This window comes from Gardnerella sialicivorans subsp. sialicivorans (assembly GCF_056746795.1).
This window is the reverse complement of record NZ_JBWPXA010000001.1, coordinates 49433-73623: the sequence shown is the minus strand read 5'-3', so window position 1 is coordinate 73623 and position 24191 is coordinate 49433. Positions and strand designations below refer to the sequence as shown.

Genomic DNA, 24191 nt, shown 5'->3' with positions numbered 1-24191 from the left:
TTGTTTACATTTCAGCCAATTTTGGGAACAAACTCGGGAAAGTCGTTCGCGCAGATTAGCTGCGCTATTCCTCGCGGCTATTAGTAGCCGCTCGGCTGATTTGGCATGTAAAGTCCACTGGACTTTACATTTGAGCCAAATCACGCTTTGAAGGAGCTTGAAACGCGCTATGCAATTTCAAGCTCAGTCAAAGCGCTTTGCAGCGCAGAAGCAGTGCTTCTGCCTTGAGCTGCTCAGCGCTCCGAATTGCCTTTTCGCGCTACGCTTTAAGCGAAAAAGGCAGGTCGTCGCGCGCACTATTGTTGATTAGAAAGTCGCTTAGCGCGAGCGTTTTTAATCGCAAGAAATGCTATTCCAATGCCAATAAAAATCAGCGTAAAAATCACAAGCAAATAAACAACGCCCACTCCAAGTGTGGTGGAGTTAAACGTATTTGGCGCAAATCCAAACCACCCTGCAGGAGCCTTGTAGTTCAAAAAATTGTACGGCGCTGCCATAGCATGATCCCCCCAACGCAACCCCAAAAACTCGCTTAGCGCAACAGCGTACGCAACGTAAGCTAGCGGCGGAATCGTAGCAAAATAAACGTGAGCGCGGCTGGACTTGTACTTGTAATCAAAAAGAATAAAGTCAAAAATCGCAAGCAACGGCGTTATAAAATGCACGCATAAGCTTGAGCACCCATTATTCATGTACGCGCCAACAAATCCGAGTTTGTTTGTAGGAGCCAAAAAGCACAGGTACAGCGTAAAAGTGACGGCGATTGAAATCGTCATCATAAACTTAAAAATGTACCATGCGTTTGGCTTTGAATCCACCCATCCGCCAGTTTGCTCACTTTGCTCAGCCTTCTCACCCTGCTCATCGCTTTTAGACTTAAGAGCACTTCGTGTGTCTAAAATCAGCGAGCCGAGCAACGCCGCGCAAATCATCAAGTTAGAAAGATTCGTAAAATACGTTAGCGCCATTGAATCCCAAGACATTGCCATTCCGTACACGGAGCATACGATTGCAATAATGCGGATTACAGTTCGCACAACGTACTCTTTGCGCGTTAGAACTAGTGTTTCGCTCATTTTAAGCTCGCTTTCAAATAAGTTGTAATTCTTATTTATGTTCTTCGATTTTTCACATAAACATGTTTCGTTTTACATAAATAAGATTTACTATACTTGACTCCGACCTAGGAATAGCAAAACGTGCAAAATTCAATGGCGATTTTTGTAGATAATGCCAAACAATTTGCGACCGCCAAACAATCTGCCGCATCGCAAGGATTCTGCCGAAGCGTTGCAATGCTTGCTGTATGTTAGCTCGCCACTGATGCCGTTTCCGCTAAGCACAGACACCAACCATCCGCGCCTACCGAATGCGCCCGACGCTATGAAGAGCGCCATCAATATGCCAAATAAGAAGGTGTACGTAATAGCAGCGTTTCCACCAGTAAACGGCAGCGGAATTGGCGACACGTTGATGCCAGTAATCTTTATATAGCCTATGATTGGAGCTTTTTCTTTACTCTCATCATATCCAACACTCTTATTCTCTGACTGATCTTTTGTCTGCGCGTACACTGCGTAAACAGCCGTATTTCCATGAGTGACAAGCATCTGCTGCAATTTGTCAGAATCTACACTTGCGTTTCCGCTATTATCGCGCTTCAAAATAGGCGTGCAATCTTTATCTTGAGGCTTGTTATTGTTCATCCATCGCACGCATACTTGAAGATTCTTCTCAACTACATCTCGAGAATCAAAATCATCGCTAGCGTCTACTAACAGCTCTTTGCCTTTAACTTTACCGTTAGCATCTGGATTACCTGTAAAAGTGAACTTAATATCGTTAGCAGTAACCTCGTAAGGCTCATCCATAGTCGATTTATTAAGCGAACCTATAGATTCAGCTTTAGGCTTTATTACATCAATCGGCACTACATATACTGGAAGAATTGACTGCGCTCCAGCAATATCGCTAAAGTCAGATTTTGCTTCATAGCCGTATGTGCCTTGCAGACTCTCCCTAGCATAACGGTTTGAAAGTGAAAGCACATAGTGCGAAGAGTTTGAGGAATTATTAACGTATTTTATGCCGTCAAGACCACCAAGGACTTTATCTAGCGTGAATTGAGACGACTTTACATCTCCTATTCCCCACTCCGGTATATCAGCTGATTTCGGCGTCATCTTGTTATATTGATCGTTTCCCAAAACACTAGCACTCATACCATTATTTGAATTACGAACTGAAACGCTATTACCACCGCCATAATAACCATTTGCAGTAACCAAGTCAGGCGCGTTAGTAAACTCATCGTTCAGCGTGAAGAATCCAGGACGCTTGAAACCATTCTCATTATGTTCAGCATCACCTTTATCTGTGCCATTAACAACACGTAGGGATGGCTGGATTTTAGCAAAAGCATCTTTAGCTTCCTGTAGCTCTTTGCCAGTTTTGTTTTTTGTTGCTTCTTCCAATTTTACTGGCATAAGCTTTAACGCATTCTGCAAATCACCTAAACCGATTTGACCGCTACTACTCGCGTTATAACGGTACACAAGCGATTGATGACCAGGCGCGCCAACCAGCTCAAATCCTGGGTCGCTAGAACGTTCGCCAATATATGGCTTCTTCTTATCCCAAGTAATCGTGTAGTCGGCAGAGTCAGCAGCATCCTTACCAACACTTCGCAACCTAGCGAATCTTGTTACAACATTATATCTTGGCTCTGGCGTTACATTTCGCCTACGCCATCCGCGCAAAAGAATAAACGAATCCTGCTCGTTTCCTGCTGCATCAGAGTAATTATTGCGTTTATCTTTCTGCTCAGTAGGAGCAACATATTGTCCGCGTTTCCAAGCAACTTCTGACTGGTTTGCAGAAAGTGTATCATTATCATCCACGCTTATAAGACGGTCAGCATCTCCAAAACCAAGCCATTTGCCTCCCGCATTTCCGTTGCGCAACACATGATTCACAGCACGCTTTTCAGAGTCGTTCAGCAGCAATGGATGCACTTGTACAACTTTCTTATTTACTACGACTGGGAAGAATACGCAATCTGAAGGAGAGTTCCAATCTTTTGGCGACTTTGTTTCAGGCCTACATACATTACTACGTTGCGCAACCATTGAGTCAGCAGATAGCACGTTGCGCATGTCTTCTTCTTTTTCTTTTAACACATTTGACGCGTCATTATTCGTCGAATTGCTATCTACAGAGCTACTTACATGAGTTGGATTCTCACTATCGCCTGATTGAGATGAATTTGTGTTATTCGATAACTCATCCAAATTTCCTGATTTAACGCCAGGCATATATGACCAAGGCCCATAAGAACCAGCTCGATCCCTTGCGCGCACTACGCTTCCAGGAGCCAAAATTCCAAGATTAAATATTATTGCAGAATTATTCTTTCCTTCGTCATTAGAATTCAACGTAGCGCCTTGAGGTAGCGTATAACCTTCACAGACTTCCCACTTATTCGTTGATTCCGATTTGCATAATGCTAATGCTTCACTCGTATCGGTATCGCTTGCAGAAGCAGCATTGTTACTACTCAAACTAGACTGCGCACCAAAGCTATACATTAGATTATTACTATTATTAGATTGTAAGCTAGCAGATTTTTCTTGTAGCGCACGAGTGAAATACACTACGAGTCGAGTCGCATTTTCCCCTGCAACAACAGACACAGCATTGTAGTACCTATCCGCAACAGCTCCTTCCCAATCATGAAGCCACACGACAGATTTTGATGAGTCACCATAATGATGACCATCGTATGCTCGCACAATTGGAGCTTTAGCTACAGTCCAACTGAACTTGAATTTGCCTACTACTGCCTCATTACTCTTATTTCTAGAATCGTCAGTTACTTGAGCAATCATCTTGAAGGTTGGAGACTTTGTAGCATCATTCCCACGCCATTTTTCTATGAATGCACGCAACAGTTCCTTATTGATATTCCCGCCTGTAACAAATCTTACGCGAGGAGCTTTTTTAGTTTTTGGATCTGTTATGCCTACACCGTCTGCTTCAATATCTATGCTCAGCGTGTTCTTCAAAGCTTCGCTTACATGTGTTTCAGGATTTGCCACATTGAAATCATCATCCATTGCAAGCAAATCAACTACGTTGAACAAGCCCGACTGCTTTGTAATATCAGTCTTATTCATATCAATATTCGTAGCAGTTCCGCAAGAATCAGCCTTATCTTTAGTAGGATTGCACTCGCCTAAAAGCTTCTTATTAGGATCTTTTACTGAAATCCACGGCTTATTCTTGTCTACTGGCACAAACCACACGTTAATTACATTTGGAGTTTGAGTTTTATCACCTTCGCCACGAGCTTCCAAATCTTTCCATGGTCTACCGTTGAAAATATAGAGCTGAGTGCGTATTGGTGTTTTCTGACCATTCTTAAGAATTGCAGATCCTAAGTTTGCGCCTGAAGCCTGCTGATTATAGCCTTCACCACCAGGCATAAGGTAACCTTGTGGCTGCAAGGAACTATTTTTATCAGTAATATTATTAGTATCTATTGTTATTGCGCCACCAAGGTTTTCATTTACTAAATCGACAATATTAACCCATTCTCCGCGTTGACTATCTTCACTACATTTCTTATTTTTATCTGTTTCATGCAGCGGACACTTAGCATACGAACGATCATTATTACCATTGTCTTGAGCTCTTTTAGGAAGACCATTCCAGCCATTATTCCATGCGCCTTCAACTCCGATTTTACTCGTAGCATCATCTTTTCCTGTAAACATGTCGTACAATGATGGCTGTATTTGGTCTTTAAGCCATTTTTTCTTTGTGCCTTTGAATAAGCTCAAAGCGTCATTCGTATTGAAGTTTTTACCTTGGTTGATATTGAATCTATACACTAAAAATTGCGTACTATTCTCATCACGACCATACCACATGAAGCCATCGTCTGTGTTACGACCGTTTATTTTTCCACTTCCGTACGACCAATCATAATCTGCACGAATATTAACAAATCGCGTGATTTTCTTCTGCTTTGGATCAAGCACAGTTTCCTGCTTTTGATCATCTTGAGTGTCAGTGCCTGTGCCAGTTGCTTTTACTACATTAAAAGTCTTTTCTGAACCAGACTTATTTTGACCAGTATTTTTACCGTCAGGAGTTACAGAAAGGCAGATTTTATACTGCTTTGTGTTGTTCGCGCAAGAATACTTATCGCTTTTCCGCCAAGATATTTAGTTTCATCTTTCGACCAACCAATCTCATCTTTTCGGTAATCGAACAAACGCGGATTCTTTTGCTTAATTCTATCTATCAAACCCTGTTTTTCGGAAGGATTCAGCTCATACGGGCTCACTTGAACCATGTCATCGTCTGGCCATTTCATCTCAAGCGGAAGCGGCTGCGAAACAGCGTGGTCACTAGTATTAATAGTACCGTCATATCTTCCTATGCCAACATAAATTCTTGAACCGATTTCTGTCAAATTTTCTGGAATAGTAATTTCACCAGTTTTTGGATTAAAAGTAATCTCTTTTTCATATGGCATAATTTTTGTGAAAGTCGTATCATTTTGAGAATTTAGCTGTGTCCAATCGTGTTTTTCGTCTTGACGATGCAGCATTATTCCTTGGCAACCATCAGTACGAGCGTTACATGTCCTATAAATATCTGTTTGAGTTCCATTTTTTTCTTCAAAAGGCTTAGTTTTCCCACGTCCCCAAATTCGCACTACCAACATTTTCACTGATGTAGCGTTTTTAGAAAGCGTCACTTTACCAACATACTTACCATCATTCTGCTTCTGCCAACGCACATTAGGAACAATAAAATTGCCATCAATAATATTCAACTTCACAGTTTTTTGAACATTATTTCCAGCATCATCCCAAGCATGGAATGTAAACTCTTTAGACGGACCATCATTAGCCGAAGCCGGAGAACCATTAGGATCATTTGTAGTTACATAACCGGATTGATCTTTAAGAGTATCAACACACGCTGTTTTACCGCAAGCTTGTTTACTCTGATCATATTTACTAAAACTGTTATGCCATTTTTTACTAGCTTCCAAAACATCTGTGCTATTAGTATGAGGCACATTCTCCTTAGTACCCATATGCACATGCATATCGTCATGACCTGTTACTAAGAATCTAACGCGGCTACCAACAGATACGTTCAATCCGCTTTCATGAACAGACTGAGGCTCGCCACCGTCAACGCTTACTTTCACGTCTATAGTCGGCTTCTCGCTGTCGATATGCGTAAATACGAGTGGCAAAACATCCTTAGACTCATCCCAGTACGTAATCTTCGCATACTTAGCTAATACGTATACTGGCTTTACTTCAGGCTGCTTGTCAGACTGCATCATAATACGATTGTCGTTATTAGAATTAGTTGGAGTTGCGTATTCTTCTTTTACTGGCTTGGAGAAGTCTTTCACAGCGCGATTGTAATATTCTGTTTTCTCAGTTTCACTCAACTTCTGATCAACGGATTTACCTTGAGGCGCATCATACAGTTTCCAAATATAACGCTTCGTATTTTTCAACGGTTGCGGTTTGCAACCACCGTCTTTATTCGCATCATCTTCTGCAGACTTTTCAGCAGCGTTATCTGCAGCTTTATCTGCAGCTTTATCTGCAGCTTTATCATCGTCGCCTTCGCAAGGATCTACTACGTTTACTACTGGAACTTTTACAGCAATCTTTGTTTCTGCATCTTGCAAGGTGTCTGACTTTTTAACGCTACCTTTTTCATCTGTCCAATCAACACTATAAATTGCACGATCTTTAATCGCTTTGCTCGCCCCTAGTTCATCATTATAGTTATAGGCTTCAGTGAGCGGGTATTCTAAACCATAGTGGTCGTCAGCATTAGGATTCTTACCATCTTTAATAGAACCGTAGTAAACAGTTTCATTAGCATCAGAGTAATCCTTATACAGACTTATGTTTCTGCCACTGTGCGAATCTGGCCAGTATAATCTTGGATTCAAATCATGCGCAAACTCGTAAATGTCTCCTTTTTTATCTAAGTATTGCACGTAATCCAACGGATTTTTAAGCTTATCTTTTTGAGAACGATACTTAGCGTTATCATTCCATTCTTGAGTCTGCAAAGGTCTAAACACGTCCGCTTGGCCAATAATGTCGTACTTAAAAGGCATGATCGAGCCCATTTGAAGTTTATCGTTCCAATATTTTACTGTCATCTGGTGAGGGCCAAAAGAAGAATCTTGAGTATTAATATGAGTGTTTGAATCTAACGGATTTCTCCACCAACGATTTCCTCGCGCATACTTATTATCTGCGGAATTGTATTTTGGATAAAGAGAAATCTGACCCTTTGCCCATACTTTACCTGTGCACTGATCTTCATTGGCCCCCTCGCACACTCTTTGCCTCGAAGGGCGGAAAAGTAAGCTTGCAACACCAATATTGTTAGTCTTTGCCAATAATTGACCATTATTGCTTGTTAAAGGTCCTAAATGAGTACCGCGAAGGAACTGGAAATGCGGGACTCGCATATCAACTAGATTTGGTATACCGTACCACTGTTGGTACAAAGTCGTGTACTCGTACGTAGTGTGACCTTTACCTAAACGCCAATCAGCTAATGAATACTTTTTGTTGTGTTGATACGGATCGTTTTGACCATATCGAGTTCCTGGACCATGCCACGTATTACCGTAATAAGTTCCTGCACCGTAATAGGAAGTACTTAGCTTTCCATATTGTCCATTATCTGAAGTCGTATAATGAATATGGTAACTATAAGGTGACTTTTGTTCATCAAATTGATTGCGCAATGCAAAGATCTTTGCTCGAGGCTCTTCATCAGGTCCTCTAAGTTCAAAAAATAGATTATCTATTAATTTTATATAAGTGTCATTGAATCTTTGCGAACCGTCTGGAGGAAGACGAGTACCGCCCTTGTGCTCTCCGTCACTTGGGAAAGCATAATTAGTACTGTGATAGCAATCAAAACCGTAAGATTCGCACAAACCGAGACCACGATTGCTATTGTTTCTGCTACGCTGCGTACCACCTTCAAAAACACCGACGCTCTCGATTGTTCCACCATTGCCAAGACGAGTCCATGCTTTATCGAGAGTTTCACTATCCTCAAGTGGAGTCTTAACAGTACCTTCATCAGTACAAAAACCATTAGGATTAACCCAATTCTTTCCACAATTACGATTATCTGCATTAAAATGCAAACGTTCCACATACTGGTCATACTGACCATTACTTGCGTCGAGTTTCTGATCTTTAGGAACAACAAAATAGGTCAAAGCTTTAGCAGCACCATGAATACGCGCACCCATATTGACGAGCACATCCCAAATATATCCACTACCATCACGTTTAGGAGTACGCTTCATAAAAATGTAATCGTGCACATCATCAAGCTGATTAAAGGCCAAAGGATCAACACCGCTTTTGCCTGCATCATACGGCAAATTACGAAGACGTTTTTGTAAATACGTTCCGCGTGGATACGGCGTAAAGTTTGGATCATTTTCAGTGTAAATACCTTGAGGACTAGCAAAATTGCTATATACAGTACTCCAAGGATTAGGTTTACGTTCCATATCAGCACCATTAGATGCGCGGTGACCCATTTTATCGCCGTCATCAGTAATGCATTCAGAACGAGCGTACTCTTTATAACAACCTGGGCGGAACTCCATTTTGCTATTGCGATTACTATCACGATTACTATTGCTTGAGCGATTACCACTGCTAGCACGATCAGTATTGACAAAAGCTCCGTAAGCTCCGCTTTGCGAAGCCATACCTTCAGCAGCGCTCATCATGGCACTGTCAATAAGTCCTTTGACAGACCCATCACCCTTAGCGGCGCTGTTGGAAAGATTATTATTTACACCATTTTGCATTTGCAGCTTTGCAAACGCATTTTTTGGTCCATCTACAAAAACTGGAGTTTGCGATGGCGCAGAAATATCGGCAGTATCGGCACCAGCAGTATCGGCACTATTACTGGCATTAAGATTATCAGCAGACCTAGCATTAGCCTTACCCGCAGCCTTACCAGCAACCTTATCGGAAGCCTTACCAGCCTTTTTACCATCTTTAGCTTTATCGCTAGAATTATCAGCCTTTTTATCAGAATTACCAGAGCTAGCCACAGTCGAAGCAGTGTTACTATCAGCAGCTACAGCAGTGTTTGCAGTTAGGCACATCGGCAGCCACATCGCCACCGAAATCACGCAAATAAGCGTAGCCTTAGTCGCCTTCATAGCTAAACACACAATCCAAACGATAACGCTTAGCAAAATCGTCCAAATACTTCTAGTTGTTTTGCTTAAACTCATGTGTGACAAAATCTCCGTAATAATCAACGCATTGTTTTCAAAATCTCAATTTAACTTATTAATTTTTCATCTTTCTAAGCTTAGAAGCCTTCGGACGCTTGCCTTGAGCAAAACCATCAATAATCGACTCAAAGGATTGCTGACTAAGTCTTCTTGCATCTTTTGAATCCATATAAGTATGCTCGCCATCAGCATGCTCGTCATTATTCTTCTTTTTCTTCTTAACAATCGGCAGACCAGCCCAGTAAATGTAGCCACAAACTACACCCAAGCTTGCAATGCTCCCAACAATCCACCAAGGGAATCTAGGCACATCCGGCTTTTTACCAAGCAAAGACTTGTCCGCGGCAGGAGTCGGTATTACTCGCTCCCCCGTCACCAAGATTCTCTGCGTGTTGATTCCAAGCGGCGTACAAGTAATCAGAGTCACAAGATCCTTACCAGGCACTGCAGCAATCTTCTTTGTTTCATCTGGGTTTACAACAATTTTTTCTATCACCTTGTAAGTGAGAATCTCGTCAAAAACCTCGATCGTAAAAGAATCGCCCTTGCCAATCTCATCCAACCTCGTAAACATTTCCGCACTAGCCAAACCACGATGACCAGTAATCACGGAACGAGTTCCTAATCCTCCAACTGGTAGAGAAGTGCCGCGCAAATGCCCAAGTCCCTTAAGAAGAGTATCGTCCTGCGTACCGTGATACACAGGCAAATCTAGGTCAATTTTCTTAATGCGAAGGCGAGCCATAAGACCATCGTCATTCGCTTTCAACTGATCCCAATAGTTTTGACTAACGTCAGACGTTTCGCCATGGGATGTTGGAATATTAGTATTCGCCTCATATATTGCACCTACGGATAGCTGGCGATTATACTCGCGCGCACGCTGCAGCTGCTCATGCGGAGCCGGAACAGCATGCGTGATTAGCTTAGCGTATTCCGCAGCTACTTCCGACATGTGATACTGGCTTAACCACATTGCTGCATGTGGGTATAACAGTGAGGCAAACGATGCTGTTAATAGAATCGCTGGAACGATAGAAGATTTAGAAAATCTCCACTTTCGTTTATCGCGTTTCTTATGCTTAACCGCAACGTTTCGATTTAAGAATAAAAACCTGAGCATTTGTTGCTTTGCGATTGGACTTGAAACTGGACTTGTGATTTTATTTGCGACTTTATTTGCGATTTAATCTGCGACTTAATCTGCGATTTGATTTTCGATTTTGTGAGCCGATGCGAGTATTCGCGAATCCGCGCAATTCACTCACTTGAATACGCAAACACTCGCATACAGCTTTAATCACAAAACCATCACAAAATAATCACAAAACCAAGTAAGCCTTACGCTTCTTCTTGTTCCTTGCGACGACGGGTGATGATGTAGAACAACGTGCCGCCCAAGCCAACAATGCCGCAAGCTGTAAGAAGAACCAAGCCGCGCGCACCTGTTAATGGCAGTGCTGCAAGGATCTTGCCCATTGGAGTCGACTTCGCATCTTTAACAGTATTCACATTTGCTGTAGCAGCAGTATTTGCACTATCTTCTACAAGGTCATAGCAAGTTGGAGTAGTTATAGCATCGTAACCTGCTGGAGCTTCAGTTTCCACTATGCAATATGTCTTGTTCGTGGTCTTTTTATCGCTTTCTTTTCTTACGAACAACTTTACAGAGTCAACACCGCTCTCTTTGTCGGCATTTTCGCCAACTGTCTTTGTTTCCAAAGAACTTCCGACCTTTTTACTAGCAATAGCAGTGTTATTATCCCCTGCGAAACTGTAAGTGCCATTACTCTCTGTGGCAGACTTTACATCATCTTTCTTTTTAGTAGTATCAGTAATTTCGTACACATCGAACTTTGCACCGTCCAAACGCTTGTTGTTATCAGTGTCTACCTTTATGACCTTCAATGTGCCGTAATAAGAAGTATCTGATGGTGCAGTATCGCATCCATCACCATTATGTACAACATCAGGATCGCAAGGATTATCTTTTTTACCAGTCTTGTTGTTATCAGCCCAAGTGTTGGCGATGTTCTTCACGTCTTTCACATCTGCACCAACCTTAGTTACCACCTCAGCCTCGAGCTTAGCAATCTGACCAGCCTTCTTAGCAGCGGAATAAAAAGTGTAAGCCTTGGCTAAACCGTTTGTACCAGTCTTAGTTAAGTCGAACGTAAGCACTTGTTTATTATCATCAGTAGGTTGTGTGACTGTGTAATCAGTATTTGTATCATCCTTTTTGAGATCCTCTGTATTACCAGTACCAGTAGTAACTGGTTTTCCATCTGTGGTGTACTTCACAAGCCTAACGTTCTGAACTTTATCGAAAGTCAAGCCCTTAGCCAACTTATCGCTAAAGCCGATAGCATCGTACGCTTGACCTTTAGCTGGTGATGGAAGTGGGATAGCGATCTTCCAAGTGATACGAGTACCATCTGTCTTATCTTTGCTGGAATCAGCAACTACATCCATACGAGTTGGGTCACTAGCTGTCTTTGTTGGCACCTGATTTGTTGTGTCGTTCTTTGGATACACGTGAACGTCGTAATTCCAGGTATTATCTTTCGGATTGGCCAATGGCAAAGTTACGAAGAACGGATCTACGCGACCGGTAACCGTAACATGTTCTCCATCAATAATTGCACCATCTGTATTGGTTTCTTTAACTACGTAAAGAGACATCTTCAAGTCTGAGACTGCAAATTCTCCAGAGTCATCACCAGCATTCTCAGATTTTGTTTTTTCGAACTTTACAAGACCTTTAGAATTCGTTGTGCCCTTACCGACTTCAGAAATAGTAAACACATGCTTTGCATTTTTATCATCTTTACCAGTCTTTACAAGGTCAGAAGGCGTTTTAGCGTCATCAGTAATTGATGTAATCTGCTTCCATCCATCTGATGTTGCTAAATTGATATCCTTTCCGTCTTTTTGAACCTTGTAAAGCGTAAACTCAACGCCCTTAACTGGTTTCCTAGCGTTATCACCTGTAAACAACTTTGACTGATCAGTACCGTTAGAACGTATATCTGTCTTCTTACCATCTGTCGTCTTTATTGCAGGACCCTTATACTTGTGAATAGACAAAGAAACTGGCGTATCTTTATTAATGTTTCCAGTGTCAGCGCCCTTAGTCTCACCCTGCGCAAAAGCAACAGAGCCAGCAATACAGCATGTTCCAAGCGTGCAAACCGCAGCCAAAACAGCAACGGTGCGTTTTAGTGAATTTGTTTTCAAACGCATGTTTCCTCTCTTCTTTGGAATCCGCATTATTAGAATTTTGTTTTCAAACAATCGCCCACGTGATTAGTCTCCCAATCACAATTCGCATAAATACTGCGAATTACAGATTCCTCTCACCGAGCTTCTAGGCACGCAAAAGCGCTCGCCTAGTATTATCTATCAAGGAAATAATATCATTTTAATAAAATGAAAAATATACTAATAAAAGCTTACTAAACTAAGCTTTTGATACCCCCCCCCCCAGGTATTGTTGCAATACTTGGAGTTTACGACCTATAAAGAATAAAAATTGCTTAAATTTTTTAGAATTCTTTCCAAATTTTTGACAAAACAAGCCCATCGGCGTGTCGAATTAACCGCGTCGTTATCGTTCGCGCATGTAATCGTTCGCGCGGTCTAAGCGCGCTCACGTCTTCGCCGCGCAGAAGCAGTGCTTCTGCTTTGAGCGGCTCAGCGAATCGAAGTGCATTCGCGCTCTACGCTATTCCTCACGGCTATTAGTAGCCGTTCGGCTGATTTGGCATGTAAAGTCCACTGGACTTTACATCTGAGCCAAATCACGCTTTGAAGGAGCTTGAAATGCGTTATGCAATTTCAAGCTCAGTCAAAGCGCCCATGCAAGTCATCGTTCGCGCGGTCTAAGCGCGCGAACGTCTTCGCCGCGCAGAAGCAGTGCTTCTGCTTTGAGCGGCTCAGCGAATCGAAGTGCATTCGCGCTCTACGCTTTAAGCGCTCATGCAAGTCGATTCGCGTGCAAAAAACAAAAGCCGCTGCAAGATGCGTAAAACAACTTGCAACGGCTAATCGAAGCAGATTTGCTTAATTCAGCAATCGCTTAATAACACAATCACCCAATCAAGCGGATTTGCAATTAAGCAATCACACAATCAAGCAATCACTTAGTTAAGCAATTACTCAATGTCATCATCGTAATCACTCTGGCCACCTTGATCGTCAAGGTAATCATCTGGATTAAAATCATCACCGAGCTTCATGTCTCCAAAATCAATGTTAGAGAAGTCAACATCTGCCATGTCGCTTTCACCAAAGTTTGATGGAGTACTATTTTCAGCAGTCACAGCAAGGTTTGGATACATAGCGTCACGAACTTCTGGATCCGCAGACACATCCGCATTACGGTAGCGCGCCAAACCAGTACCAGCTGGGATGAGCTTACCAATAATCACGTTTTCCTTTAGACCCTTAAGATCATCTTCCTTCTGACTCAAAGCAGCCTCAGTAAGCACGCGTGTAGTCTCCTGGAAGGATGCGGCAGAAAGCCAAGAATCCGTAGCCAAAGAAGCCTTGGTAATACCCATAAGCTCTGGTCGACCAGCAGCAGGCTTACCGCCATTCTTAACGGCAGCAAGATTTGCCTCGCGGAACTTTGCTTGATCCACAAGCTCACCTGGAAGCAACTCGGTGTCTCCAGAATCAATCACCGTAATACGGCGGAGCATCTGGTGAACAATAACCTCAATGTGCTTATCGTGAATATCAACGCCCTGAGAACGGTAAACGTTGTGAACTTCTTCCACAATATTCACCTGAGCTGCACGCGGGCCGAGGATTCGCAGAATCTTCTTAGGATCCACAGAACCCTCAATAAGTTGCGTGCCAACCTCAACGTGATCGCCATCCTTAACAAGCATTGGAGCACGACGAGTTACTGGATAAACGATTGGCTCAACGGTTGTATCGTCTGGAGTCAAAGTGACTTGACGGCCGTGGTCAGTGTCCTCAACCTTCACAACGCCTGGGAACTCTGCGATTGGAGCCTCGCCCTTAGGAGTACGAGCCTCAAAAAGCTCGGTAACACGAGGAAGACCCTGCGTAATATCGCTTGCCGAAGCAACGCCACCAGAGTGGAAGGAACGAAGCGTAAGCTGCGTACCAGGCTCACCAATGGACTGTGCTGCAACAATACCAACAGCCTCGCCAACATCAACAAGAGAGCTTGTAGCCAAAGACCAGCCGTAGCACTTTGCGCAAACGCCACGCTTAGACTCGCAAGTAAGCACAGAACGAGCCTTAACTTCTTCAACGCCGTGCGCAACCAAGTCACGCAAAACGTCCATAGAAAGCGCGTCTCCACACTTTGCCAAAACTGTTGTTCCGTCTGCTGGATCGAGCACGTCTGCAGCAAGCAAGCGCGAGTATGGGCCACCATCAGCAGCCTTAACAAGCGTCAAATTGCCATTTTCGTCGCGATCCGCAATCTTCATCATAAGACCACGCTTTGTGCCGCAATCTTCTTCGCGAACAATAACTTCCTGCGAAACGTCCACAAGACGACGAGTCAAGTAGCCAGATTCTGCTGTACGAAGTGCGGTATCTGCCAAGCCCTTACGAGCACCGTGCTGAGAGATGAAGTACTCCAACACGGAAAGGCCATCGCGGTAGTTTGACTTAACAGGACGAGGAATAATCTCGCCCTTAGGATTTGCCACTAAGCCTCGCATACCAGCAATCTGACGAATCTGCATCCAGTTACCACGCGCGCCAGACTGAACCATAATGTTCACGTTGTTGTCGTCGTGGAAGTTCTCGCGCATTGCGTCTGCAACCTTATCGGTGCATTCTGTCCACAAGTTAATCAACTCTTGACGACGCTCTTCGTCTGTAAGAAGACCCATATCGTACTGGGAGTTGATCTTTGCAGCCTGATCCTCGTAATCTTGCGCAATCTGCTCGCGATTTGGAGGAAGCACAATATCCGAGAATGCCATTGTAACGCCAGACCAAGGTGCGCGCGTAAAGCCAAGATCCTTCAAAGCATCAAGGCTTGCCGCCACTTGCGCGGTGGAATATCGCGTAGCAATGTCGTCAACAATCTTAGAAAGCACGCCCTTTGGAACCTGCTGATTTACAAACGGATAGTCCTCTGGAAGAGTGCTATTAAACAGCACGCGACCGCAAGACGTTGCAAACAGAACAGTTCCATCCTTAAAACGCTCTTCGTGAACAACATCTGGGCTGCCTGGCTCTGGGTCTACGACCTTAAGCTCGGAAGGCTCCCAATCCTTTGGCAAAACAAAGTCTGCAGGAACGCGGATTAACACCTTAGCTTGCATGTCAATCTCGTGCTTGTCTAGCGCCATTTGAGCTTCGGCAAGCGAGGAGAAGATTCGGCCTTGACCCTTTGCACCGTCGATTACGGTAGACAAGTAGTACAAGCCCAAAATCATATCCTGAGATGGCATTGTAACGGTGTGACCATCTGCTGGCTTCAAGATGTTGTCGGATGCCATCATCAAGCTGCGAGCTTCTGCTTGAGCTTCGGCGGAAAGTGGCAAATGCACTGCCATCTGGTCACCATCGAAGTCTGCGTTGAATGCTGCGCAAGCAAGTGGTGGCAAGTGGATTGCCTTACCTTCAACCAAGATTGGCTCAAATGCTTGAATACCCAAGCGGTGAAGCGTAGGTGCGCGGTTAAGAAGAACAGGATGCTCGGAGATGACTTCCTCGAGCACGCCCCAAACCTCGGAATCTCCGCGATCCACAAGGCGCTTGGCGCTCTTCATATTCTGTGCAAAGCCCTGATCTACCAAACGCTTAATAACGAATGGCTTAAACAGCTCCAACGCCATTGGCTTAGGCAAACCGCATTGATGCATGCGAAGGCTTGGACCAACAACGATTACGGAACGGCCAGAATAATCAACTCGCTTACCGAGCAAGTTCTGGCGGAATCGGCCCTGCTTACCTTTAAGCATATCGGAAAGCGACTTTAGTGGCCTGTTAGATGCGCCAGTTACTGGGCGGCCACGGCGACCATTGTCGAACAGCGAATCAACAGCTTCCTGAAGCATGCGCTTTTCGTTATTAAGCATGATTTCAGGAGCGCCAAGCTCAATCAGCCTCTTCAAACGATTGTTACGGTTGATTACGCGTCGATACAAATCGTTCAAATCGGATGTTGCAAAGCGGCCACCATCAAGCTGAACCATTGGTCGCAAGTCTGGTGGGATTACTGGAATAACGTCCAAAACCATTGCTTCTGGCTTGTTTCCAGTAGTCAAGAACGCATTCACAACCTTAAGTCGCTTCAAAGCGCGCGCCTTGCGCTGACCAGTACCATTGTCGATTTCTTCGCGAAGTTCTACAGCAGCCGACTTAAGATCGAAGTCTTGCAAGCGCTTCTTGATTGCTTCCGCGCCCATGCATCCTTCAAAGTAGTCGCCATAGCGATCTTCCATCTCTCGCCAAAGATCAACATCGCCTTCCATATCTCCTGCACGCAAGCCCTTAAAGCGATCGAAAACTGCGTTCAAACGCTGAATTTGCTCGTCGTAGCGAGTACGGATAGCAGACATTTCGCGCTCAGCTCCAGCACGCAACTTAGACTTTGCGCTACCTTTTGCCTCGCCCGATTCTTCTAGCTCGTGAAGATCTTCTTCTGCCTTCTTTGCGCGAGCTTCAATCTCATTGTCGCGGCGCTTACGAAGATTGCCAATTTCGGTATCAAACTCGTCTTGCAAGTCTGGAAGATCCTGGTGACGCTGCTCTTCGTCTACCTTAGTAACCATGTAAGCTGCAAAGTAGATGACTTTTTCCAAGTCTTTTGGAGCAATGTCGAGCAAATATCCCAAGCGGCTTGGCACACCCTTGAAGAACCAAATGTGTGTTACAGGAGCCGCAAGCTCAATATGACCCATGCGTTCGCGGCGAACGCGGCTGCGTGTAACTTCCACGCCGCATCGCTCGCACACGATTCCCTTAAAGCGCACGCGCTTATACTTACCGCACGCGCACTCCCAATCGCGAGTAGGACCGAAAATCTGCTCACCGAACAGACCATCCTTCTCTGGCTTAAGGGTACGGTAATTAATGGTTTCTGGCTTCTTAACTTCGCCGTGGCTCCAGCTACGGATGTCTTCGGCAGTGGCCAGTCCAATCCTCAGTTTGTCAAATGCGTTGACGTCCAGCACTATTATCGTCCTGTCTCATGAAATTGTTTTTCTAAGTTTCTTAAAGTGATTAGTGATTAGTGATTAAGTCATTTCTAATCACTAGTATCACTGGTATTCAGGTTCTTGAATAACTTGGTCTTCTTTGGCAGACGAATCTGGTCGTGCACCAATATTAAAGCCCAAATTTTCAGAAGACGACACCGGATCATCATCTTCATCCTTCATGTCGATTGCCACTCCTTCGGAGTTAAGCACTTCAACATTCAAGGAGAGTGACTGCATTTCCTTGAGCAACACCTTAAAGGACTCAGGAATACCAGCAGGTGGAAGATTATCGCCCTTAACAATAGCGCCATACACGCGCACGCGACCGTCAACGTCATCAGACTTTGTAGTCATCATTTCGTGCAATGTGTACGCAGCACCATAAGCCTCAAGGGCCCATACTTCCATTTCGCCGAAGCGCTGGCCGCCGAACTGCGCCTTACCACCCAATGGCTGCTGGGTAATCATAGAGTAAGGACCAGTGGAACGAGCGTGAATCTTATCATCAACCAAGTGATGCAGCTTCAAGATGTACATGTAGCCAACAGAAATTGGCTTAGGGAATGGCTCACCAGTGCGACCATCGAACAATGTTGCCTTACCGTCGGAACCAACAAGCTTATTGCCGTCGCGATCGGTAAGAGTCGTGCTCAAAAGACCCTTCAAAGTCTCCGGGCGCACGCCGTCGAATACTGGCGTTGCAACTGGAGTACCAGGATCACCATGTTCAGCACCCTGCGGAACGTACTTCTTCCAAGCAGCCTCAAGGTCTGGATCCAAATTAATATCCCAGCCTGCGTGAGCAATCCAACCCAAGTGAAGCTCGAGCACCTGGCCCAAATTCATTCGAGAAGGCACACCCAACGGGTTAAGCATAATGTCTACTGGAGTACCGTCAGCCAAGAATGGCATATCTTCTTCTGGAAGAATGCGGGAAATAACACCCTTGTTGCCGTGACGACCGGAAAGCTTATCGCCTTGCGTAATCTTACGATGCTGAGCAATGTAAACGCGAATCATTTGGTTCACGCCATTTGGAAGCTCATCGCCATCGTCTTCAGCGTCTTCACGAGTGATTTCCTTAACAGCAATCACGGTACCAGTTTCGCCGTGTGGCACGCGCAACGAAGTATCGCGCACTTCGCGGCTCTTTTCGCCAAAGATTGCACGAAGTAAGCGCTCTTCTGGAGTAAGCTCGGTCTCACCCTTAGGCGTTACCTTACCAACCAAAATATCGCCAGCTTCTACCTCGGCACCAATGCGAATAATACCGCGCTCGTCGAGATTTGCAATAGCATCTTCGCCAACGTTTGGTAAGTCGCGCGTGATTTCTTCAGCACCCAACTTAGTTTCGCGAGCGTCGATTTCGTACTCTTCAATATGGATGGAAGAAAGCGTATCGTCTTGCACAAGACGCTGGGAAATAATCACAGCATCCTCGTAGTTGTAACCGTTCCAAGGCATGAATGCAACGAGCAAATTCTTACCCAATGCAAGTTCACCCTTTTCAGTTGCAGGACCGTCTGCAAGTACAGTACCAGCTTCTACTCGCTCACCGTCTTTAATAAGCGGCACTTGGTTGTAGCAGGTAGTTTGGTTGGAACGCTGGAACTTAGAAAGCTTGTAGCTGGACTGAGTTCCATCGTCGTTCATAACGCGAATAATATCCGCAGAAACGTAGGTTACAACGCCTGGCTTTTCGGAAAGAATCACGTCTCCAGAATCAACTGCAGCACGCCATTCGGAACCCGTACCAACAAGTGGACGCTCCGACTTAATAAGAGGCACGGCCTGGCGCTGCATGTTGGTACCCATCAAAGCACGGTGTCCTTCATCGTGCTCCAAGAATGGAATCAAGCTTGCGCCAAGAGAAACCATCTGACGTGGGGAAACATCCATGTAGTCAACAGTGCTAACAGGCACATCGACTGCCTCTTCTTCGTCCACGCGAGCAAGAGCCTGAGTGCCAACAAAGTTGCCATTTTCGTCAAGCTCCTGGTTTGCCTGGGCAATAACGTGCTCGGCTTCGCGATCTGCAGTCATATATTCGACTTCGTTAGTCACATGACCATTAACAACCTTGCGATAAGGCGTTTCAATAAAGCCGAATGGGTTGATGCGACCAAAGGTTGCAAGAGAGCCGATAAGACCGATGTTTGGACCTTCTGGGGATTCGATTGGGCACATACGACCAAAGTGGGATGGGTGCACGTCTCGAACTTCCATAGATGCGCGGTCTCTAGAAAGACCACCAGGACCAAGCGCAGAAAGACGACGCTTATTTGTAACGCCTGCCAAAGGATTGTTCTGATCCATAAACTGGCTAAGCTGAGAAGTTCCGAAGAACTCCTTAATCGTAGCGTTAACTGGTCGAATGTTAATCAACGACTGTGGTGTAATCGCCTCAGCGTCTTGCGTTGTCATGCGCTCGCGCACAACGCGCTCCATGCGGCTTAAGCCAGTACGAATCTGATTCTGTACAAGCTCGCCAACCTGACGGATTCGGCGGTTTCCAAAGTGATCAATATCGTCTACGTCTACACGCAACTGCACATCTTCGCCATCGCGCTTTCCTGGGAAAGTCTTTTCGCCAGCATGCAAAGTAACCAAATACTTGATTGTGGCAATAATGTCTTCGCGATTCAAGCTGCGATCGTTGTAATCCGCTTCCAAACCAAGCTTGCGATTAATCTTGTAGCGACCAACGCGCGCCAAATCGTAGCGCTTTGTGTTGAAGTAGAAGGATTCGAGCAAATTGCGACCCGCGTCTGGAGTTGCGGTATCTGCTGGACGAATCTTTCTGTACAAGTCTGTAAGAGCATCGTCTTGAGTATCGATTGGCTCTTTTTCTAGAGCGTCGAGAACAAGAGGATAACCCTGAAATGCTTCGGCAATTTCTGACTTAGTCATGCCGATTGCCATTAAGAATACGATTGCAGACTGCTTGCGCTTGCGATCTACGCGCACGCCAAGAACATCGCGCTTATCAATCTCGAACTCAAGCCACGCGCCGCGACTTGGAATGATTTTTGCGCCAAAAACGTCTTTATCGGAAGTGCGATCTTGCGCGCGATCGAAGTACACGCCTGGGGAACGCACAAGCTGAGACACGATTACGCGCTCAGTTCCGCCAATAATGAATGTTCCGTGTGGGGTTTGTAATGGGAAATCACCCATAAAAACAGTCTGGCTCTTAATCTCGCCAGTTTCGCCGTTTTCAAACTCTGCATTTACATACAAAGGAGCGGAATATGTGTAATCCTTCTCTTTGCACTCAAGCACAGTGTGACGTGGCTCTTCAAAATATGGATCCGAGAATGTGAGGCTCATTGTCTCAGCAAAATTCTCGATTGGAGAAATCTCTTGGAACACTTCTTCCAGACCAGAGACGTGTGGCACAGTGTGAGTGCCATTTGCCTCATCTTCTTCGACGCGCTTCTTCCAACGCTCGGAGCCGATCAGCCAGTCAAAGCTGTCGGTTTGCACACCGAGGAGGTATGGCACATCGATTGGCTCACAAATGGAGCCGAAATTCACACGATCCGACGCTTTGTGCAATTTAATGTCGTGTTCGTCGGCACGCGCGATGACTTTGGTGGTGTTCGTCGTAGCTTGTTCAGCAGCCAATGGACGTTCCTTTATCGCTAGCTAGTTTTCTTAATCCTTGGGAGCTTTAGAAAATCGCGGCAAACGCGCTTAAAATCAACGATTTTGGGTTTGCGGGCGCCTTCTTCAGTTCCTTGAGTATGCCCGCTATATGACACACCGTGTACAAAGAAACAATTCTACCCCTTCGCTTCGACTTTTTATCGTCATTTATGCAGGCACTAGCGAACAGAAATAATCACGGGATTACTTTGCAACCCTGCTACGTCTTTATGCTCGATTTGCGCAATGTACGTTCCGCGCGAAACCTTAGGCAAATCGGAGTCGTTAGCGCAATTTTCTCCACTCGGCGTGCCAATCGTAGCGTTTGCATTCCAAGTAAACTTTTTATCGTACGAATCGCCTTTTGCCATAAGCAGCGGCTTTAGCGGAATTACGCACATATCTGACTGCCATTGCGGAACAACTGCTTGCGGTTTCTCTTTTGTTTTAGTTTTAGACGATTTATTTTGCTTATTTGACTTACTACCTTTTGCGCCAAAAGAATCGAAAGCCGCTTGCGATGAATCGCTTACACTTTGGCCTACAGTCAACACCATTCTTCCGCTCGAAGCGTCAATCCTGCATGAATCATCGCCTTCGTAAACAATATGAGCATTAAACTCTAAAGTTCCACCCATTGGAACAGCTTGAGACGAAGAAGATAGCTCAATTCTAACGTCTTTTGCACTGCATTTTTTTATGATTCCAACAGGCCTTGGATCTGGCACAAGTTGTTTAGATAGAGTAACGTCTGAATGTTTGTTTATAGCGGTTCCGATTGCGCTAATGCCCTTAAAAATGCTGACTATGCAAAAGATGCAGAATGCTAAAACAGCCAGCAGCCCCACGCAAACTACGATTCGGCGGCGAATGTACATGCGGCGGCGCGCAGCACTAATCTTCCGCTTAGGTTTACGTTTTAACACAGGCATATTAACCATTGTAATGCATGAGTAGTTTTAAGACTATTTTTGGCTATTTTTTGCCATTTTTGACTATTTTTTGCTACTTCCCGCCCTCAAATCCAAGCTGACGCCACGCCTCATAAATGGCGATTGATGCGCAATTCGTAAGATTTAAGCTTCTAAGCGAAGGTCGCATTGGCAAGCGAACCTGTTCCGCAACATGCGGGCCTGCCATAATATCCATTGGGTCTGGAATATCTCCTGGCTCTGGCCCAAAAAGCAAAATATCATTCGGCTTATACTCAACATCTGTGTAAAGTTTTGTGGCGTTTGCAGTAAACGCGATTATGCGAGAATTTGGCATTGACTCAACAAGGTTTTCAAAATTCGGATGCATAACAACGTGTGCCATATCGTGATAATCAAGACCCGCGCGACGAAGCTTTGTGTCTTGAAGATTAAATCCAAGCGGCTCTACAAGATGCAAAATTGTGCCCGTTACCGCGCAAAGGCGAATCGCAGAGCCTGTGTTTCCTGGGATTCTAGGCGAGTAGAAGCACAAGTGCGGAGTTTGAGTTTGCGCAGTGCTTGCATCTTGCGCGCTTAGCATAGCATCCATAACGCTGATTGGATTTCCGTGCGCGTCTGTTACAAGCTCGTCTGGGCCGTAATTTGACTTTCGGTAGCCGTACTCATACATCTGCTCTACGCGATTGACTGGGTTTTGTGCGTCTTGCATACTTTTATCTTCTTTACTTTTATCTTCTTTACTTTTGTCTTCTTTACTTTTGTCTTGCATATTCTTCATGATCACCATGATCACCTCAATAAAATCATCATAATAAAAATAAGCGCAAATCCTGCAAAATCAGCCCACGAGAACACAGCTCCCGTAAACACAACAGCCGTGATTGCAGCCATAACAGGCTCGCTCGCACCCAAAAGCGTTCCGCGCACAGATCCAACTCGCATAATGCCAGCCAAAAACATCCAATATGCGCCAAAAGTTCCGCCAACAATTGTAAAAGTAAACAGCAAATACGCGCGCAAATCCAAAGGCGGCATTGTTTGCCATGGCTTCACAAATGGCATCATAATAAGACCTGCAATAATAAACGTGATTCCGTTTACAGTAAGATTTCCCCATTTTGCAATCAATTTAACTGGCATAATCGCAAGCGCCGCCGTACTCGCAGCATCTGCTAATCCCCACAAAAGTCCCATCAACGGCAACGAAAGAGAGCTAAAATTGCCACCCGTTGCCATAAGCGCAGTTCCTGCAAAAGCCAGCAAAACACCAATGTTTTCGCGCAAAGTCGGAGTTCTCTTTGATCTCAAACACACGTAAACAAGCACAAAAAGCAAATTCAGACTTTGCAAAACAGTAGCTGTGCCAGAGTTAGTCCAGTCGATTGTAAAAAGATACGCAACTTGCGTTAAAAGCACACACACAATGCCTGTTACGACTAACATTGGCCATGATTTTTTTGTACTTAATGCGCCAACGAGTTGCTTGCGATTAACCATTGCCGCAACGATTACAAAAAGCACTCCTGCAGCAAGCTGACGAACGCACGCGATTTGCAACGGGCTTACAAGGTATTGCGACATTAGAATCTTAGAAACAGTAGCGTTTGTGCCCCAAAGCGCGCCACCAAGAATCGTTAAGATTATGCCAATCATCATTGTGCGCGGACTATGATCCACCGCAGGATTTGGCTTTTTAGGCTTTATTTTTTGGATATTCTTTACAAAACCAACATCCATGCTAAACACCTTCTAAACTTAAATCCTGTATTTGCTAATAATCCTGTAGTTTTGCGCGTATGTAGTAAGTCGCAAATCACAAATCGCAAATCGCTTACTACATATAAAAAATCTACACTATCACATAATCAACAACACGCACATAATCAACAACACGCAATTGCAAGGATTGTATGTGCAATAAATCTATTGAGGTGATTTGAGAATCGCAAAAACGTTACAAACGTCTCACCAATGAGGCAAATCTAACGAAAATCAGCCAAAAAACGTTACAAATGTCTCACGGACAAGACAAATATAACGAATTTCGGTCAAAAAACGTTACAA

At 44.6% G+C, this 24191-nt stretch carries 8 protein-coding genes and 1 pseudogene; all 9 read right to left on the bottom strand.

Going from position 1 to position 24191, the window contains the following annotated elements; all coding sequences use genetic code 11:
- Nucleotides 1–296 precede the first annotated feature (296 nt).
- Nucleotides 297–1076 carry a hypothetical protein gene (locus AC1EKB_RS00220; RefSeq protein WP_481248499.1) on the bottom strand — a complete coding sequence of 260 codons (780 nt, stop codon included), beginning with the start codon at nt 1074–1076 and terminating at the stop codon, nt 297–299.
- Nucleotides 1077–1208: 132 nt separating this feature from the next.
- Nucleotides 1209–9340 (bottom strand): annotated as a pseudogene (locus AC1EKB_RS00215) (cell wall-binding protein).
- A gap of 58 nt (nt 9341–9398) precedes the next feature.
- Nucleotides 9399–10466, bottom strand: a complete 1068-nt coding sequence (locus AC1EKB_RS00210; RefSeq protein WP_481248498.1) for a class C sortase — start codon at nt 10464–10466, stop codon at nt 9399–9401.
- Between the two features lie 218 nt (nt 10467–10684).
- Complete coding sequence (locus AC1EKB_RS00205; RefSeq protein WP_481248497.1) at nt 10685–12586, bottom strand: SpaH/EbpB family LPXTG-anchored major pilin; 1902 nt, start codon at nt 12584–12586, stop codon at nt 10685–10687.
- A gap of 911 nt (nt 12587–13497) precedes the next feature.
- Nucleotides 13498–17517, bottom strand: a complete 4020-nt coding sequence (locus tag AC1EKB_RS00200; RefSeq protein WP_481248496.1) for a DNA-directed RNA polymerase subunit beta' — start codon at nt 17515–17517, stop codon at nt 13498–13500.
- 87 nt (nt 17518–17604) lie between these two features.
- Nucleotides 17605–21171 carry a DNA-directed RNA polymerase subunit beta gene (gene rpoB / locus AC1EKB_RS00195; protein WP_481248495.1) on the bottom strand — a complete coding sequence of 1189 codons (3567 nt, stop codon included), beginning with the start codon at nt 21169–21171 and terminating at the stop codon, nt 17605–17607.
- 200 nt (nt 21172–21371) lie between these two features.
- Nucleotides 21372–22133: a peptide ABC transporter permease gene (locus tag AC1EKB_RS00190; RefSeq protein ID WP_481248494.1), complete on the bottom strand. Its 762-nt coding sequence runs from the start codon at nt 22131–22133 to the stop codon at nt 21372–21374.
- Between the two features lie 64 nt (nt 22134–22197).
- Nucleotides 22198–22836: a tRNA (cytidine(34)-2'-O)-methyltransferase gene (locus AC1EKB_RS00185; protein ID WP_481248603.1), complete on the bottom strand. Its 639-nt coding sequence runs from the start codon at nt 22834–22836 to the stop codon at nt 22198–22200.
- A gap of 80 nt (nt 22837–22916) precedes the next feature.
- Entirely contained in the window at nt 22917–23864 is a 948-nt protein-coding gene (locus AC1EKB_RS00180; protein ID WP_481248493.1) for a DMT family transporter, read from the bottom strand.
- Nucleotides 23865–24191 lie beyond the last annotated feature (327 nt).

Bases quoted from the DNA above. Each gene is read 5' to 3' on its own strand.
- AC1EKB_RS00220 (WP_481248499.1), bottom strand. From the start codon at position 1,076: ATGAGCGAAACACTAGTTCTAACGCGCAAAGAGTACGTTGTGCGAACT.
- AC1EKB_RS00210 (WP_481248498.1), bottom strand. From the start codon at position 10,466: ATGCTCAGGTTTTTATTCTTAAATCGAAACGTTGCGGTTAAGCATAAG.
- AC1EKB_RS00205 (WP_481248497.1), bottom strand. From the start codon at position 12,586: ATGCGTTTGAAAACAAATTCACTAAAACGCACCGTTGCTGTTTTGGCT.
- AC1EKB_RS00190 (WP_481248494.1), bottom strand. From the start codon at position 22,133: ATGGTTAATATGCCTGTGTTAAAACGTAAACCTAAGCGGAAGATTAGT.
- AC1EKB_RS00185 (WP_481248603.1), bottom strand. From the start codon at position 22,836: ATGCAAGACGCACAAAACCCAGTCAATCGCGTAGAGCAGATGTATGAG.
- AC1EKB_RS00180 (WP_481248493.1), bottom strand. From the start codon at position 23,864: ATGGATGTTGGTTTTGTAAAGAATATCCAAAAAATAAAGCCTAAAAAG.